7 protein-coding genes and 5 pseudogenes are annotated in these 14,367 nt (G+C 65.1%); 6 read left to right on the plus strand and 6 right to left on the minus strand.

Annotation, left to right across the window (positions count from 1 at the left end):
• Together TY51_RS16905 and TY51_RS16910 are read right to left on the minus strand one after the other, a co-directional pair.
• Nucleotides 1-182, minus strand: a pseudogene (locus TY51_RS16905) (ATP-binding cassette domain-containing protein); the annotation flags it as partial.
• 114 nt (nucleotides 183-296) lie between these two features.
• Nucleotides 297-1,481 (minus strand): ABC transporter substrate-binding protein, encoded by a 1,185-nt coding sequence (locus TY51_RS16910; protein ID WP_042251744.1) that lies wholly within the window; start codon nucleotides 1,479-1,481, stop codon nucleotides 297-299.
• Nucleotides 1,482-1,827: 346 nt separating this feature from the next.
• Between TY51_RS16910 and TY51_RS21330 the strand changes: the two are divergent.
• A pseudogene (locus TY51_RS21330) lies at nucleotides 1,828-2,578 on the plus strand (IS5 family transposase).
• Between the two features lie 942 nt (nucleotides 2,579-3,520).
• On the opposite strand, the gene proS reads toward TY51_RS21330, so the two are convergent.
• Nucleotides 3,521-4,882, minus strand: coding sequence for a proline--tRNA ligase (gene proS, locus TY51_RS16925; RefSeq protein WP_042251724.1), 1,362 nt, complete (start codon nucleotides 4,880-4,882; stop codon nucleotides 3,521-3,523).
• A 156-nt stretch (nucleotides 4,883-5,038) separates the two neighbouring features.
• On the opposite strand from proS, the pseudogene TY51_RS16930 reads away from it, so the two are divergent.
• From TY51_RS16930 to TY51_RS16945, 4 genes and pseudogenes are all read left to right on the plus strand, one after another.
• Nucleotides 5,039-6,222 (plus strand): annotated as a pseudogene (locus tag TY51_RS16930) (AI-2E family transporter).
• Between the two features lie 147 nt (nucleotides 6,223-6,369).
• Nucleotides 6,370-6,930 carry a chromosomal replication initiator DnaA gene (locus tag TY51_RS16935; RefSeq protein WP_231559117.1) on the plus strand — a complete coding sequence of 187 codons (561 nt, stop codon included), beginning with the start codon at nucleotides 6,370-6,372 and terminating at the stop codon, nucleotides 6,928-6,930.
• A 28-nt stretch (nucleotides 6,931-6,958) separates the two neighbouring features.
• Nucleotides 6,959-9,123, plus strand: a pseudogene (locus TY51_RS16940) (RNA degradosome polyphosphate kinase).
• Between the two features lie 54 nt (nucleotides 9,124-9,177).
• Nucleotides 9,178-10,701 (plus strand): Ppx/GppA family phosphatase, encoded by a 1,524-nt coding sequence (locus TY51_RS16945; RefSeq protein WP_042251732.1) that lies wholly within the window; start codon nucleotides 9,178-9,180, stop codon nucleotides 10,699-10,701.
• Between the two features lie 78 nt (nucleotides 10,702-10,779).
• Here the strand turns inward: TY51_RS16945 and groL are convergent, their stop codons facing one another.
• Nucleotides 10,780-12,423, minus strand: coding sequence for a chaperonin GroEL (gene groL, locus TY51_RS16950; protein ID WP_042251734.1), 1,644 nt, complete (start codon nucleotides 12,421-12,423; stop codon nucleotides 10,780-10,782).
• Between the two features lie 63 nt (nucleotides 12,424-12,486).
• The gene (locus TY51_RS16955; RefSeq protein ID WP_042251737.1) at nucleotides 12,487-12,774 is read right to left on the minus strand and encodes a co-chaperone GroES; all 288 of its coding nucleotides are present in this window, start codon (nucleotides 12,772-12,774) and stop codon (nucleotides 12,487-12,489) included.
• A gap of 183 nt (nucleotides 12,775-12,957) precedes the next feature.
• Between TY51_RS16955 and TY51_RS16960 the strand changes: the two genes are divergently transcribed.
• Nucleotides 12,958-13,965 carry a TraB/GumN family protein gene (locus tag TY51_RS16960; protein WP_042251740.1) on the plus strand — a complete coding sequence of 336 codons (1,008 nt, stop codon included), beginning with the start codon at nucleotides 12,958-12,960 and terminating at the stop codon, nucleotides 13,963-13,965.
• A gap of 6 nt (nucleotides 13,966-13,971) precedes the next feature.
• Here TY51_RS16960 and TY51_RS22865 read toward each other — a convergent pair.
• Nucleotides 13,972-14,367: pseudogene (locus TY51_RS22865) on the minus strand (hypothetical protein); the annotation flags it as partial.

Below are 14,367 nucleotides of genomic sequence, written 5' to 3' on the forward strand. Positions count from 1 at the left end.
GTCCATGAAGACGCGCCCCGAGGTGGGGGCAGCACGCCCGCGATCACGTTGAACAACGTCGACTTGCCCGCGCCGTTCGGCCCGATCAGCCCGGTGATCGAGCCGGTCTCGATCGTCAGGCTGGCGCCGTCGACGGCGCGAAAGCCGCCGAAATGTCTGTGAAGATCCTCGACACGGATCATGCGTCACCTTCCCTGTCTTCACATTCTGGGTGAAGATGTGCCGTCAAGCGGCTGTTATTTTTGAAAAACGGCCCGGCACCGATTTGGTGCCGGGCCGCCCGTTCAGATCTGCTATCAGCGATAGCCGACCACTTCCAGGACGCCATCGGTGAACTGGATCTCGCGGAATGTGCCGGCGGATTCGCCCGGACCCACCAGCTCGACCGAGGTGCCGCCGACATAATCCACGTCGCCACCGCCGTTGATGATCTCCAGCGCCTGCGCCAGCTGACCGGGTAGGATCTCCTCGCCGGGGCCGTTGGCTACGTCCATGATATGGTCCTTGTAGACCGCCGGATCGGACGACTTGGCCTTTGCCATCGCCAGCAGCATCAGCGCCGCCGCGTCATAGGCTTCGGCCGAAAACGCGCCCGAGCCGTCAAAGCCCGCGGCCTCGGCCATCGCCAGATAGGCCTCGCGACCCTCGCCTTCGGCGGCCGGGTTCTGGCCAAAGCTGCCTTCGATCTCGGAGCCGAAGTTGTCCTCCAGCGCCTGGCCGACCATGCCGTCCGGGAACACGAAGGTTTCGAACGCGCCGCTGTCCAGCGCGCCGCGCACGATGCCCGAACCGCCCTGGTCGACATAGCCGACAACGACAAGCGCGTCGCCGCCAGCCGCCGACAGGGCCGCGATCTCGGCCGAATAGTCGGCCTTGCCGTCGTCATGCGCGCTGTTGACGGTCACCGTGCCGCCATTGGCGGTAAAGGCCGCGGCGAACGCATCGGCCAGGCCCTTGCCATAGTCGTTGTTGGTATAGGTCACGGCGACGGTGCCGATGTCGCGGTCCGCGATGATCTGGGCCATCACCTCGCCCTGACGGGCGTCCGACGGGGCGGTGCGGAAGAACAGGCCGTCATCCTCGATGTCGGTCAGCGCCGGCGACGTCGCCGACGGAGAGATCATGACGATCCCGTTCGCCTTGGCGACGTTCTCCAGCGAAGCGATCGTCTCGCCGGAACACATGCCGCCGATCAGGCCCTTGATGCCTTCGGACGCGATCAGGCGCTCCACCGTCGCGGTGGCCGCGGCGGCGTCGATGCAGGTGCTGTCACCCGTGACCGCCACAACTGTCGATCCGTCCATCAGCAGGCCGGAATCGCTGACCTCCTTCATGGCCATCTCGGCGCCCTGCTGCATCGCGGGGGCCATCGATTCCAGCGGACCGGTAAAGCCGAGCGAGATGCCCAGCTTGATTTCTTCGGCGCCCGCGGCACCGGCCATCAGCGCCCCGGCGGCGGTCGCAAGAAGAAGTTTTTTCATGTGGAAGTCTCCCAGTTGGAACATTGTCCTGCGCGGCAGGTTAGAAGCGCAATTTCCAAAAAGGAAGCGCGATATCGCGCGTAATTGCATGGTTTTTGGACAGGTTGTTGCGTGACGCAGGGGCATCTGCGGTAGCGGTCGGTGCAACGCTGGACCGCCCGGCTAAGGCTTCTGCCCTATAGTTACAGTTCAATCGCTATCGGCAGGGCTGGACGGAGCTGGCTTTTGTCCTTTTCAATATGATTTTCCAGGCTCCAGGCCCAATGATTTCATTCAGTTTGCGTGATTCCGGCTTCGCAAGGAGACCTGACCGCCGAGCAATCTTTTTTGGCTGACGGATAAACAGATGGATCGGCTGCGGCCGTTCCTTCCCAAGAGCCATGGCAAGCCCGCGTCGACGACCGGCGCGTTCTGAGTGGCATAATATTTATCAATTTCAATGGCTTGCGGTGGTTCGACGCGCCCAGGGAGTATGGTCCGGCCAAGGCCCTCTATAAGCGCTGGAAGCGCTGGAGGTGAGTGGCAAACGCCATTGCTCCGAGTGCAGCCACGATCACGGCGTCTTCGCCCGGATTATGGTCGGCCTGGCTGCCGAAAACGCCGCGCACAAGACGAGCATGATCGATGCGAGCTATCTGAAGGCGCATCGCACGGCCTCAAGCCTGGGGGTCAAAAAGGGGGGGCGGACGCTAGATCAAGCGCACCAAGGGTGGCATGAATACTAAGTCGCACGCCGTCGCGGACGCGAAGGAGCGGCCGATCGGGCTCTTCATGTCCGCCGGGCAAGTTAGCGACGACACCGGCGCTGCGGCTCTGCTGGGCAGCCTGCCGAAGGCGTGGTGGTGTTCGCCGACAGGGGTTATGACGCTGACTGGTTCAGGGAAGCGTTTAAAGAAAAGGGGATAAAGGTCTGCATCCCGGGCCGGAAGTCCCGCAAGAGGGCGGTGAAATACGACAAGAGGCGCTACAAGCGCCACAATCCCATCGAGATCATGTTCGGCCGCCTTAAGGACTGGCGACGGGTTGCCACCCGATACGACAGATGCCCGGAGACTTTCTTCTCCGCTATCGCCCTCGCCGCAACAGTCCTCTTCTGACGCTGAAACTCAATGAGTCTGGACCCTAGCGAAGCTGATGTCGATCGGCTCCACTCCGCGCTGATTGAGAGCCCAACGCATCATGCAAATATCCTCGACCCTTGCGTAGCATATGTTGGGGTCGGTCTTTCGATGGGGTCAGTAGCGGGGCAGTGTGGAACCCAGGACGCTTTGTTCTTGACCCTGAACTTTGCGAACTCGACACAGCCAGTCTCGGTCCAGAAAGTTGTGGACGGACAGACCGTGACAAGCAGCTATGTTGACGGTGAGCCCGTTCCAGGAACGTCGGAACTCGTCCCAGACGCTGATGAAACACCGACCGATAACGATGATGCCTCTGTCGAAGATGTAGGGCGCGGCGCAGACGATGGTCAGGAGCTATAGCAGCAGCAGGCATCTTTAGGTGGGTCATGTTCCGTGGCGATCGCGGCATATGGAAACCGGCATCATCCTGATGTGTTGACGCTCCTACGATTCGGAGATCAGGCATTGGTCCGATACCGGTCACCTGAACCTTCATCCGTATTTGTTTGCGAATTGGACCCGTGCTAGCGAACGCCTTAGAAGCAGACGGCATTTCGGGCCGCGTTGCACGGCTCATGCTGTCGCCGCTCGTCTTTGGTTGTGGGAAAATCCTTTCCGCTCATCTACGGACAAGGGTGCTAAAGCATGACGTTGGTCTGTCGGATGCCTGGCATTCGACATCCGACTAACGGTACCAAGAGCATCGTGGTGTAAGCAGGCAACGTCGGCGCTGCTCGGGTAACCGTTGAGCTTAGACTTTCTAGAACCCTAACGTTCGTATCAATTACATAGGCTCATCATGCAGGCCGATGCTTCCGTGCAAACATAAGCTCCATTGCCTTCAAGCAACTCGGCCGGACAACCGACGGTCTGCCGCCACGCTTCGACCGAAACGCGGCGGCAGACGATCAGGCAGCTCTATTTGTCTGCGACCGTCACGCCCAGCACGGGCTGATAGATCTGGGCGATCCGGGCGATGGCCTCTTGCGGGGACAACTCCTCGGTCTGGCCGGTACGGCGGCTGGTCAGCTCGACCTTGTTGGTGGTCAGACCGCGCGGGCCGACCGTGATGCGCCACGGCAGGCCGATCAGGTCCATGGACGCGAACTTTGCCCCGGCCCGTTCGTCGCGGTCGTCGTACAGCGGATCCAGGCCGCGGGCCTGCAGTTCCGCGTAGATCGCATCGCAGGCTGCGTCGGTCGAATTGTCGCCCTGCTTGAGGTTCACGATGCCGACGTGGAAGGGGGTCACGCCCTCGGGCCAGATGATGCCCTTGTCATCGTGGTTGGCCTCGATGATCGCACCCAGCAGGCGCGACACGCCGATGCCGTGGCTGCCCATGTGGACGGGCACCTGCGCGCCGTCCGCGCCACGCACCGTGGCGCCCATCGGTTCGGAATACTTGGTGCCGAAATAGAAGATCTGGCCGACCTCGATGCCGCGGGCGGTGCGGCGGCGTTCCTCGGGAACCTCGGCATAGACGGCCTCGTCATGCGTCTCGTCGGTGCGGGCATAGCGGCTGGTGAATTCCTCCAGCACGGCTTGGCACTCCGCGACGTTGTCATAGTCGATCTGGCGGTCGCCAAAGGTCAGGTCGGTGATCTGGCTGTCATAGAACACCTCGGACTCCCCGGTCTCGGCCAGGACCAGGAATTCGTGGGTGTAATCGCCGCCGATCGGGCCGCCGTCGGCGCGCATCGGGATGGCCTGCAGGCCCATCCGCTCATAGCTGCGCAGATAGCTGACCAGGTGACGGTTGTAGGCGTGCAGCGCGTCTTCCTTGGTCAGGTCGAAGTTATAGCCGTCCTTCATCAGGAACTCGCGGCCGCGCATCACGCCGAACCGGGGGCGGATCTCGTCGCGGAACTTCCACTGGATGTGGTACAGCGTCAGCGGCAGGTCCTTGTAGCTGCCCACATGGCTGCGGAAGATGTCGGTGATCATCTCCTCGTTCGTGGGGCCGTACAGCAGGTCGCGCTTGTTGCGGTCCTTGATGCGCAGCATCTCTTCGCCGTAATCGTCATAGCGGCCGCTTTCGCGCCACAGGTCGGCGGGCTGCAACGTGGGCATCAGCATCGGGATGTGGCCGGCGCGGGCCTGCTCCTCGTGGACGATCTGCTCGATGCGCCGCAGGACCTTGAAGCCCATCGGCAGCCAGGAATAGATGCCCGCGGTCTGCTGCTTGATCATGCCCGCACGCAGCATCAGCCGGTGGCTGACGATCTGCGCCTCCTTGGGGTCTTCCTTCAGCACGGGCAGGAAATAGCGCGACAGACGCATGGCACGGGTCCTTCAAAGCGGTTCGGTCCGCAGCGTTACCGGATCGGTCCGGGCTTGCCAAGCATCGCGCTTGCAACCAGACGCACGGGGCGGCACATTCGCCGCAGATTTCAGGACAAGGGTCGAACCATGCGCATCCCCGTACGCAAGCAGGTCATGTGGTGGAGCATCGCGGCCCTGACGCTGCTGGTGACGCTGTGGCTGTTGGGCCAGGCGGTGCTGCCGTTCATCCTGGGGGCGGGGATCGCCTATCTGCTGGACCCGGTCGCAGACCGGCTGGAACGCGCGGGCCTGTCGCGCACCATGTCGGTGGTGGTGATCACGTTCGCCGTGGTGCTGGCCTTTGTCGCCATCGTATTGCTGGTCGTGCCGGTGCTGGTGCGCCAGGCCACCGCGCTGATCGAGACCGCGCCGGCGATGTTCGAACAGGCCCGCGGGTTTCTGGACACGCGCTTTCCCAACCTGATCCCGCAGGGCGACGGGCTGCAGCAGACCCTGACCGACCTGCAGGCGGCCGTGGGCGATCAGGCGGGCCGGCTGGCGTCGACCCTACTGGGATCGGTCACCGGGGTGCTGGGCACCGTGGCGCTGCTGGTCATCGTGCCGGTGGTGGCGTTCTATCTGCTGCTGGACTGGGATCACCTGGTGTCGGCCGTCGACGACCTGCTGCCGCGCGAACATGCCGCCACCATCCGCCAGTTGGCGTCCGAGATCGACGACGCCTGTCGGGTTTCCTGCGCGGGCAGGGGGTGGTGATCGCCATCCTGGGGACGTGGTACGCGCTGGCGCTGATGCTGGTCGGGCTGCCGTTCGGCTTCTTCATCGGGATCATGGCGGCGGTGCTGTCGTTCATCCCCTATGTCGGTGTGCTGATCGGGGGGGCCACGGCCATTGGCGTGGCGCTGTTCAGCTTCTGGGGCGATCCGCTGTGGATCGGCGCCGTCGTCGCGATCTTTGCACTGGGCCAGATCGTCGAGGGCAACTATCTGCAGCCCAAGATCGTCGGCGGTCATGTCGGCCTGCACCCCGTCTGGCTGCTCCTGGCGCTGTCGGTGTTTGGGGCGCTGTTCGGCTTTGTCGGGCTGGTCATGGCGGTGCCGATGGCGGCGGCGCTTGGGGTGCTGGCGCGGTTCCTGATCGCGCGTTATCGCGAAAGCTCGCTGTTCACCGGGCAGGCCCTGCCGTCGGAGCCGTCGCAACCGATCCTGGTCGAGATGGTGCCGACGGGCACCGTGGCCAACCGGATGCGCACCGCCCGCATGGACGCCGACCGCGCCCGCAGCCAGCAGCATATCGAGGCCATGCAGGAAGACCTGGCGCGCCGCGACGCCCAAGGCTGACGGCTTGAGCCTGTTCCCCCCTCGCGCCAGCTGACGCTGGATCTGACGACCCCGCCCGCCCATGCGCGGGCGGATTTCCTGCCCGCGCCCGCCAACCATGCCGCGCTGAAGGCGCTGGACCGTCCCCAGGACTGGCCCGCGGGACGGATGCTGCTGATCGGCCCCGAAGGGTCTGGCAAGACCCATCTGGCGGCCTTCTGGGCGGCCGAGAACGGCGCGCTGCGCGTCAGCGCCTCGGCCCTGCGCCCCGATGCCGCCGACCTGCTGGCCGCCGATGGCGGTGCCGTGGTGGTCGAGGATGCGGATCATGCGGGTTTCGCCGCGGGCGCGGAGCAGGCGCTGTTCCACCTGTGGAACCTGTGCGCGCCGCGCGACTGCCTGCTGCTGCTGACCGCGCGCACGCCGCCGCGGGACTGGGGGCTGGTGCTGCCCGATCTGCGGTCGCGCATGGATGCGATGCCCCAGGTGCGCCTTGGGTCCCCGGACGAGGCGCTGCTGGCCGCGGTGCTGGTCAAGCTGTTCGCGGATCGTCAGCTGGCCGTGCCCGCGGGACTGATCGACTGGCTGGTGCTGCACATGGACCGTGACCTGGGCCTGGCACGTCGCCTGGTCGCGGCGATGGACCACGCCGCGATGGCCGAGAAGGGCCCTGTGACCCGCCGCATCGCCGCCGACCTGCTGGACAAGCTGTCCGAGGCTGACGCATGATCGCGTCCACGCCAGCCGCCGGACGATCATGACCCAAGCCGATTTCCTTCGCACGCCCTTCCCCGAACCCAAGACCTTGCCCGAGGGCACCCCGGAAGGGGCCGCGCGGTTCTTTAACCGCGAGCTGTCCTGGCTGTCCTTCAACTGGCGCGTGCTGGACGAGGCACGCAATCCGCGCGTGCCATTGCTGGAACGCCTGCGCTTTGTGTCGATCAGCGCGACGAACCTGGACGAATTCTATACCGTCCGCGTGGCGGGCCTGCGCGAACTGGTGCGCGAGGGCAGCACGACACCGTCCGATGACGGCCTGACCCCGGCCGAACAGCTGGCCCTGATCAACGCCGATGCCCGCCGCCTGATGGGCGCGCAGCAGGGCGTCTGGAACACCCTGCGCAAGGAGATGGAACAGGCTGGCATCGTCATCCTGTCCCGCCAGCGCCTGACCCGGTCCGAGGAAGAGTTCCTGAACGGCCATTTCCAGAACCTGGTCTTTCCGGTTCTGTCGCCTCTGGCCATCGACCCCGCGCACCCGTTCCCGTTCATCCCGAACGCGGGCTTTTCGCTGGCGCTGGAACTGGCGCGCGAAACTGACGGCCGCAAGATGCAGGCGCTGCTGCCCATTCCGGCGCAGCTGCCGCGGTTTGTCCCCCTGCCGGGGGGACAGCGGTTCCTGCGGCTGGAGGACCTGCTGCTGATGCACCTGTCCAGCCTGTTTCCGGGCTATCGCGACACCGGCCATTGCAGCTTTCGCGTGCTGCGCGACAGCGACCTGGAGGTCGAGGAAGAGGCCGAGGACCTGGTCCGCGAGTTCGAGACCGCGCTGAAGCGCCGCCGCCGCGGCAGCGTCATCCGGCTGAAGATCACCGCGGGCGCGCCCGACCGCCTGCGCCGCCTGATCATGGAGGAACTGGAGGTCAGTCCCGACGAGGTCATTGAGGTCGAGGGCCTGCTGGGCATGGCCGACCTGCGCGAACTGGTGCTGGACAGCCGTCGCGACCTTATGTGGCCCGCCTTCACCCCCCGCGTCCCCGAACGCATCCAGGACCATGACGGCGACATGTTCGCGGCGATCCGCCAGAAGGACATGCTGCTGCATCACCCGTACGAGACCTTCGACATGGTGGTCCGCTATCTGGCGCAGGCCGCACGCGACCCCGACGTGCTGGCGATCAAGCAGACGCTGTATCGCACCAGCCGCGACAGCCCCATCGTCGACGCGCTGTGCGAGGCCGCCGAGGCCGGCAAGTCGGTGACCGCGCTGGTCGAACTCAAGGCCCGCTTTGACGAGGCCGCCAACATCCGTCAGTCGCGGCGGCTGGAGCGGTCGGGTGCGCATGTCGTCTATGGCTTCGTGAACTACAAGACCCACGCCAAGATCAGCACCATCGTGCGGCGCGAGGGCGAGGGGCTGGTGACCTATACCCATTACGGGACCGGCAACTATCACCCGATCACGGCGCGCATCTATACCGACCTGTCGCTGTTCACCTGCAACCCGGCGCTTGGGCGGGACGCGACCAAGGTCTTCAACTATCTGTCCGGCTACGTGCAGCCCGCCGGGCTGGAGAACCTGTCGATCTCTCCGATCGACTTGAAGTCGCGGCTGATCGACCTGATCGGCCGCGAGGCGGAATATGCCCGCCAGGGCCGCCCCGGCGCGATTTGGGCCAAGATGAACTCGCTGATCGAGAAGGACGTGATCGAGGCGCTGTACGCGGCCAGCGCTGCGGCGTCCGGATCAGCCTGATCGTCCGCGGAATTTGCGGAATCAGGCCGGGTATCAAGGGCATGTCAGAAAATATTCGTGTGAAATCGATCGTCGGGCGCTATCTGGAACACAGCCGCATCGTCTGCTTCGGGTCCGGCCACGGAATGCCGTCGCCCAAGGCGCGGGTGTTCATCAGTTCCGCCGACTGGATGGACCGCAACCTGAACCGCCGGGTCGAGACGCTGGTCGAATGCGTCAACGACACCGTCAAGGCGCAGATCGTCAATCAGGTCATGGCCGCCAACATGGCCGACGAGGCGCAAAGCTGGTTGTTGCAGCCGGATGGGCGTTTCCTGCGTTACCTCCCCGAAGGGCGTGACGATCTGTTCAACTGTCACCGTTTCTTCATGGAAAACCCGTCCCTGTCGGGACGGGGAACGGCGGGGGCGCGCGACGTGCCGGCCCTGACCCATTCGGCGGATTGACGGTCGGGCCCCGCCGGGCCACTAAACAGGCGACCAAAGGCAAGGGGCTGCAAGATGAACGGCGTACGCACGACAAGCGGCCAGACGATCGAGCCATTCGGCGGCACATTCCGCAAGCTGCCCAAGCGGGCCCTGAAACGGATCGGCGTGGTGGATGTCGGCTCGAACTCGATCCGGCTGGTGGTCTTTGACGGGGCGGCGCGGTCGCCCGCCTATTTCTACAACGAAAAGGTCATGGCGGGTCTGGGCCAGGACATGGCCCGCACCGGCCGCCTGAACCCCGAAGGCGTCAAGCGCGGCTTTTCCGCCCTGGCCCGGTTCGCGGCGCTTGCGCGCAGCATGGACATCGCGCCGCTGACCTGCGTCGCGACCGCCGCCGTGCGCGAGGCCGAGGACGGCCCCGCCTTCCAGCGCCGCGTCGAGAAGGAGACGGGCATGAAGCTGCACGTCATCGACGGCGAGGAGGAGGCCCGGCTGTCCGCACAGGGCGTCCTGCTGGGCTGGCCCGATGCGCGCGGGCTGGTCTGCGACATTGGCGGCAACTCGATGGAGCTGGCAGAGGTCGCGGACGGCAAAGTCGGTCGGCGCGTGACGTCGCAGCTGGGCCCGTTCCGCCTGCAGCAGGTGGCACCCGATCAGCTGCGCGCGCATATCACCACGATCCTGCAGGGGCTAGCCGAAAAGCTGGGCACCGATCACGACCGGATCTATCTGGTCGGCGGATCGTGGCGCGCCATCGCGCGGCTGGACATGGAACGCGTGGGCTATCCCATGACCGTCCTGCACGAATACCGCATGACCCCCGACGCCGTGGCCGACACCGTCGCCTGGATCGGCAAGCACGATCTGGGCACCCTGCGCGCCAAGGTCGGCATCTCCGCCTCGCGGATCGAGCTGGTGCCGCTGGCCTCTCAGGTCCTGGCGCAGATGATCGAGGTCTTCGGCCCCAAGGAACTGGCGATCTCCAGCTATGGCATCCGCGAAGGGCTGCTCTACGAGCACATGTCCACGACGCTGCGCAAGCGCGACCCGCTGATCGAGGCGGCGCGCTTTACCGAAAAGCAGATGGCCCGCCTGCCGGGTTTCGGCAAGAAGCTATACCAGTTCCTGCTGCCGCTGTTCCCGGACCTGACGCCCGAACGCGACCGGCTGATGCGGGCGGCCTGCCTTTTGCACGACACCGCGTGGCGCGCCCACCCCGATTACCGGGCCGAGGCCTGTTTCGACAATGTCACCCGCGCCAACATGGCGGCGCTGAGCCACCCGGAACGGATCTTCCTGGGGCTGGCGCTGCTGCACCGCTACAAGAACAACCGCGCGGAATCGCAGATGGCGCCGCTGTTCGCGCTGCTGGACGACGAGCAGATCCGCGCCGCGGAGATCCTGGGCAAGGCGATGCGCTTTGGCGCGATGTTCGCGATCGACGATCCGTCCGATGCCGCCAGCCTGCGCCTGACCCCCGCGGGCACGCTGGAACTGCGGCTGACCGCCACCGGCCGTCACCTGATGGGAGAGGTCGCGCAGTCGCGCTTCCAGTCGCTGTGCAAGTCCATCGGTGTCGAGGGCGTCGTCAAGTAGACGCGCCCGCCATGCCGGATACGAAAAGGGCGCCCCGAGGGGCGCCCTTTCCAGTTCTGCCGTATGGCAGGGGGATGATTACATCATCCCGCCCATGCCGCCCATGTCGGGCATGCCGCCACCGCCACCCTGGCCCTTGGGCTCGGGCTTTTCGGCGATCATGGCTTCGGTCGTGATCAGCAGACCGGCCACCGACGAGGCGTCTTCCAGCGCGGTGCGGACAACCTTTGCGGGGTCGATCACGCCGAACTTGAACATGTCGCCATATTCTTCGGTCTGGGCGTTGAAGCCGAACGCTTTGTCGTTCGATTCCCGCACCTTGCCGGCAACGACAGCGCCGTCGACGCCTGCGTTTTCGGCGATCTGGCGCATCGGTGCTTCCAGTGCGCGACGGACGATGGCGATGCCGGCGTCCTGGTCGCTGTTCGCGCCCGTCAGACCTTCAAGAACCTTGCCGCCCTGAACCAGAGCCACGCCGCCGCCGACGACAACGCCTTCCTGGACAGCTGCACGGGTCGCGTTCAGCGCGTCATCGACGCGGTCCTTGCGCTCTTTGACTTCGATTTCGCTCATGCCGCCGACGCGGATCACGGCAACACCGCCGGCCAGCTTGGCCACGCGCTCCTGCAGCTTCTCCTTGTCATAGTCCGAGGTGGTTTCCTCGATCTGCTGACGGATCTGCGACACGCGTGCCTCGATCTCGGACTTGTCACCGGCGCCGTCGACGATGGTGGTGGTATCCTTGTTGATCGTAATCTTCTTCGCACGGCCCAGCATGTCGATGCCGACATTCTCCAGCTTCATGCCCAGATCTTCGCTGATGACCTGACCGCCGGTCAGGATCGCCAGATCCTGCAGCATCGCCTTGCGACGATCACCAAAGCCCGGTGCCTTGACGGCCGCGATCTTCAGACCGCCGCGCAGCTTGTTGACGACCAGCGTGGCCAGAGCCTCGCCCTCGACGTCTTCCGAGATGATGACCAGCGGCTTGCCCGACTGGATCACGGCTTCCAGCAGCGGCACCATCGGCTGCAGCGAGGACAGCTTCTTCTCGTGCAGCAGGATGTAGGCGTCTTCCAGATCGGCGACCATCTTGTCGGGGTTGGTCACGAAATAGGGCGACAGGTAGCCGCGGTCGAACTGCATGCCTTCGACGACTTCGACCTCGGTCTCCATCCCCTTGTTCTCTTCGACGGTGATGACACCCTCGTTGCCGACCTTCTGCATCGCGTCTGCGATGAAACGGCCGATATTGGCTTCGCCGTTGGCCGAGATCGTGCCGACCTGGGCGACTTCGTCGCTGTCGGTGACGGGACGCGACGCGGCCTTGATGGCCTCGACGACTTTCAGCGTGGCCAGGTCGATGCCGCGCTTGAGGTCCATCGGGTTCATGCCGGCCGCAACGGCCTTCATGCCCTCTTTGACGATGGCTTGTGCCAGAACGGTGGCGGTGGTGGTGCCGTCGCCGGCCTCGTCGTTGGTGCGCGAAGCGACTTCGCGGACCATCTGGGCGCCCATGTTCTCGAACTTGTCGGACAGTTCGATCTCTTTGGCGACCGACACACCGTCCTTGGTGATGCGGGGCGCGCCGAACGACTTGTCGATGACCACGTTGCGGCCCTTGGGACCAAGCGTGACCTTTACGGCATCGGCCAGAATGTTGACGCCGCGCAGCATGCGGTCGCGTGCGTCGGTGCCGAATTTGACTTCTTTAGCAGCCATGAGAATAATCTCCTGTATTCTGTGGTGAAGGAAGGGACTGTCCGGGGATCAGCTGGCCGAGGCTCAGTGGATCACGCCCAGGATGTCGCTTTCCTTCATGATCAGCAGCTCTTCGCCGTCGATCGTGACTTCGGTGCCCGACCATTTGCCGAACAGGACCTTGTCGCCCGCCTTGACGGTCGGTGCGATCAGCTCGCCCGAATCCTTGCGTGCGCCTTCGCCGGTCGAGATGATCTCGCCCTCGGCGGGCTTTTCCTTGGCGTTGTCGGGGATGATCAGACCGCCCTTGGTCTTTTCTTCCGACTGGACGCGACGGACCAGCACGCGGTCATGCAGTGGGGTGAATGCCATTGTCGAACACTCCTTGATTCAGGTTGCAGTGTTTCTTTGTTGGCACTCACCGGGTGCGAGTGCCAATGACGGCTAGATAGGGAAATCGCCGTGCTGTGTCAACGGGTCATCGCGGTCAGGTGTCTGGCGGCAGAGGGGCAAACATGACAGTCTGGGGCCGTTGAAGGACCAGCAAGGATACCCATGCGACTGACGATTGCCGCCGCCCTGTTCGCCCTGTCGGGCCAAGGCGCGATGGCCGCCTGTACCGGCCAGAACCTGTTCGACACCATGCCCGCCGACCGCGCCGAGGCTATCGAGGCTGCCAGCCGCGACGTGCCCTTTCGCCAAGGCCTGCTGTATCAGGCCGTGCGCGACGATCAGCGCATCACGCTGGTCGGCACCTATCATTTCGGTGATCCGCGCCATCAGCCGATGGTCGACCGCGTGCGTCCGCTGATCGACCAGGCCCACGCCCTTTATGTCGAGGCCGCCCCCGCGGAGGAGGCTCGCCTGACCCGCGCCCTGACCGAGGATCCGACCCTGATGGTCGATCCTGACGGTCCGACCCTGCCCGAACGCCTGTCGCCCGACGAATGGACGGCGCTGTCGCAGGCCATGTCCGACCGCGGCACGCCGGGCGTCATCACCGCCCGGATGCGACCGTGGTACGTGGCCCTGATGCTGGGCGTGTCGCCCTGCATGGTCCGCACCATGGCAGAGCAGGGCGGAGAGACCGGGGGCCTGGATCACCTGCTCGTGGCCGAGGCGGAGGCTGCCGATACGCCCGTCCGGTCGTTGGAGCCTTGGGACACGATCTTTGGCCTGTTCGACGGCCTGACGCCCGAACAGGAACTGGACATGATCCGCGCGGGCCTGCCTGCGGCCGGCTATGCCGACGACTATGCGGTCACGCTGACGGATGCCTATTTCGACGGGGATGTCTGGACGATCTGGGAATTCGGGCGGTTCGACGCCTATGCCAATTCCGGATTGTCCATAGAGGAGGTCGATCGCCAGATGGAGCTGGCCCAGACCCGGCTGATGGACGACCGGAACCACGCCTGGATCGCGCCCCTGCTGGAGGGTGCCGCCGAGGCTGGGAATGAGGGAATCGTCGCGGCCTTTGGTGCGCTGCACCTGCCCGGAGAGGCGGGGGTCCTGTCGCTGCTGCAGGACGAGGGCTTCACGATCACCCGTCTGGACGGGTGATCGGATCTATTGGCCGTTCAGCACGCCAAGCGCGTGGGCGCGGCCCTGTTTCTGATAGGTGATGCGGCTGTCGCCGATCTCGCTGATGGTGCCGCCGTTGATGCGGTCACCGATGCGCAGCGTCAGCACGCGGCCATTCGACAGACGCACCAGCGCGCGGCTGGCCCGGCCCGCGCCGATGGTGCCGATGATCTGCGTGCTGCGCAGCTCGATCCCGTCCTTGACGGTGGCGCTGGCGGCGGCATTGCCGATGGCGTTCTGCGGAACGGCGGCCACGACCTCGGGTTCGCTGTCGACCTCGGGCGGCTGATAGCGCTGGTTGCGGGACGCGGCGGCCTGCGCCTCGGCCTGGGCCTGCGCGCGGGCGCGAGCTTCGGCCTGGGCGCGGGCCTGCGCCTCGGC

Source organism: Paracoccus sp. PAMC 22219 (genome assembly GCF_000787695.1).
Lineage (GTDB): Bacteria > Pseudomonadota > Alphaproteobacteria > Rhodobacterales > Rhodobacteraceae > Paracoccus.

Coding starts and splice junctions, on each gene's coding strand:
- TY51_RS16910 (WP_042251744.1), bottom strand. CDS start 1,481: ATGAAAAAACTTCTTCTTGCGACCGCCGCCGGGGCGCTGATGGCCGGT.
- proS (WP_042251724.1), bottom strand. CDS start 4,882: ATGCGTCTGTCGCGCTATTTCCTGCCCGTGCTGAAGGAAGACCCCAAG.
- TY51_RS16935 (WP_231559117.1), top strand. CDS start 6,370: ATGCTGCTGATCGGCCCCGAAGGGTCTGGCAAGACCCATCTGGCGGCC.
- TY51_RS16945 (WP_042251732.1), top strand. CDS start 9,178: ATGAACGGCGTACGCACGACAAGCGGCCAGACGATCGAGCCATTCGGC.
- groL (WP_042251734.1), bottom strand. CDS start 12,423: ATGGCTGCTAAAGAAGTCAAATTCGGCACCGACGCACGCGACCGCATG.
- TY51_RS16955 (WP_042251737.1), bottom strand. CDS start 12,774: ATGGCATTCACCCCACTGCATGACCGCGTGCTGGTCCGTCGCGTCCAG.
- TY51_RS16960 (WP_042251740.1), top strand. CDS start 12,958: ATGCGACTGACGATTGCCGCCGCCCTGTTCGCCCTGTCGGGCCAAGGC.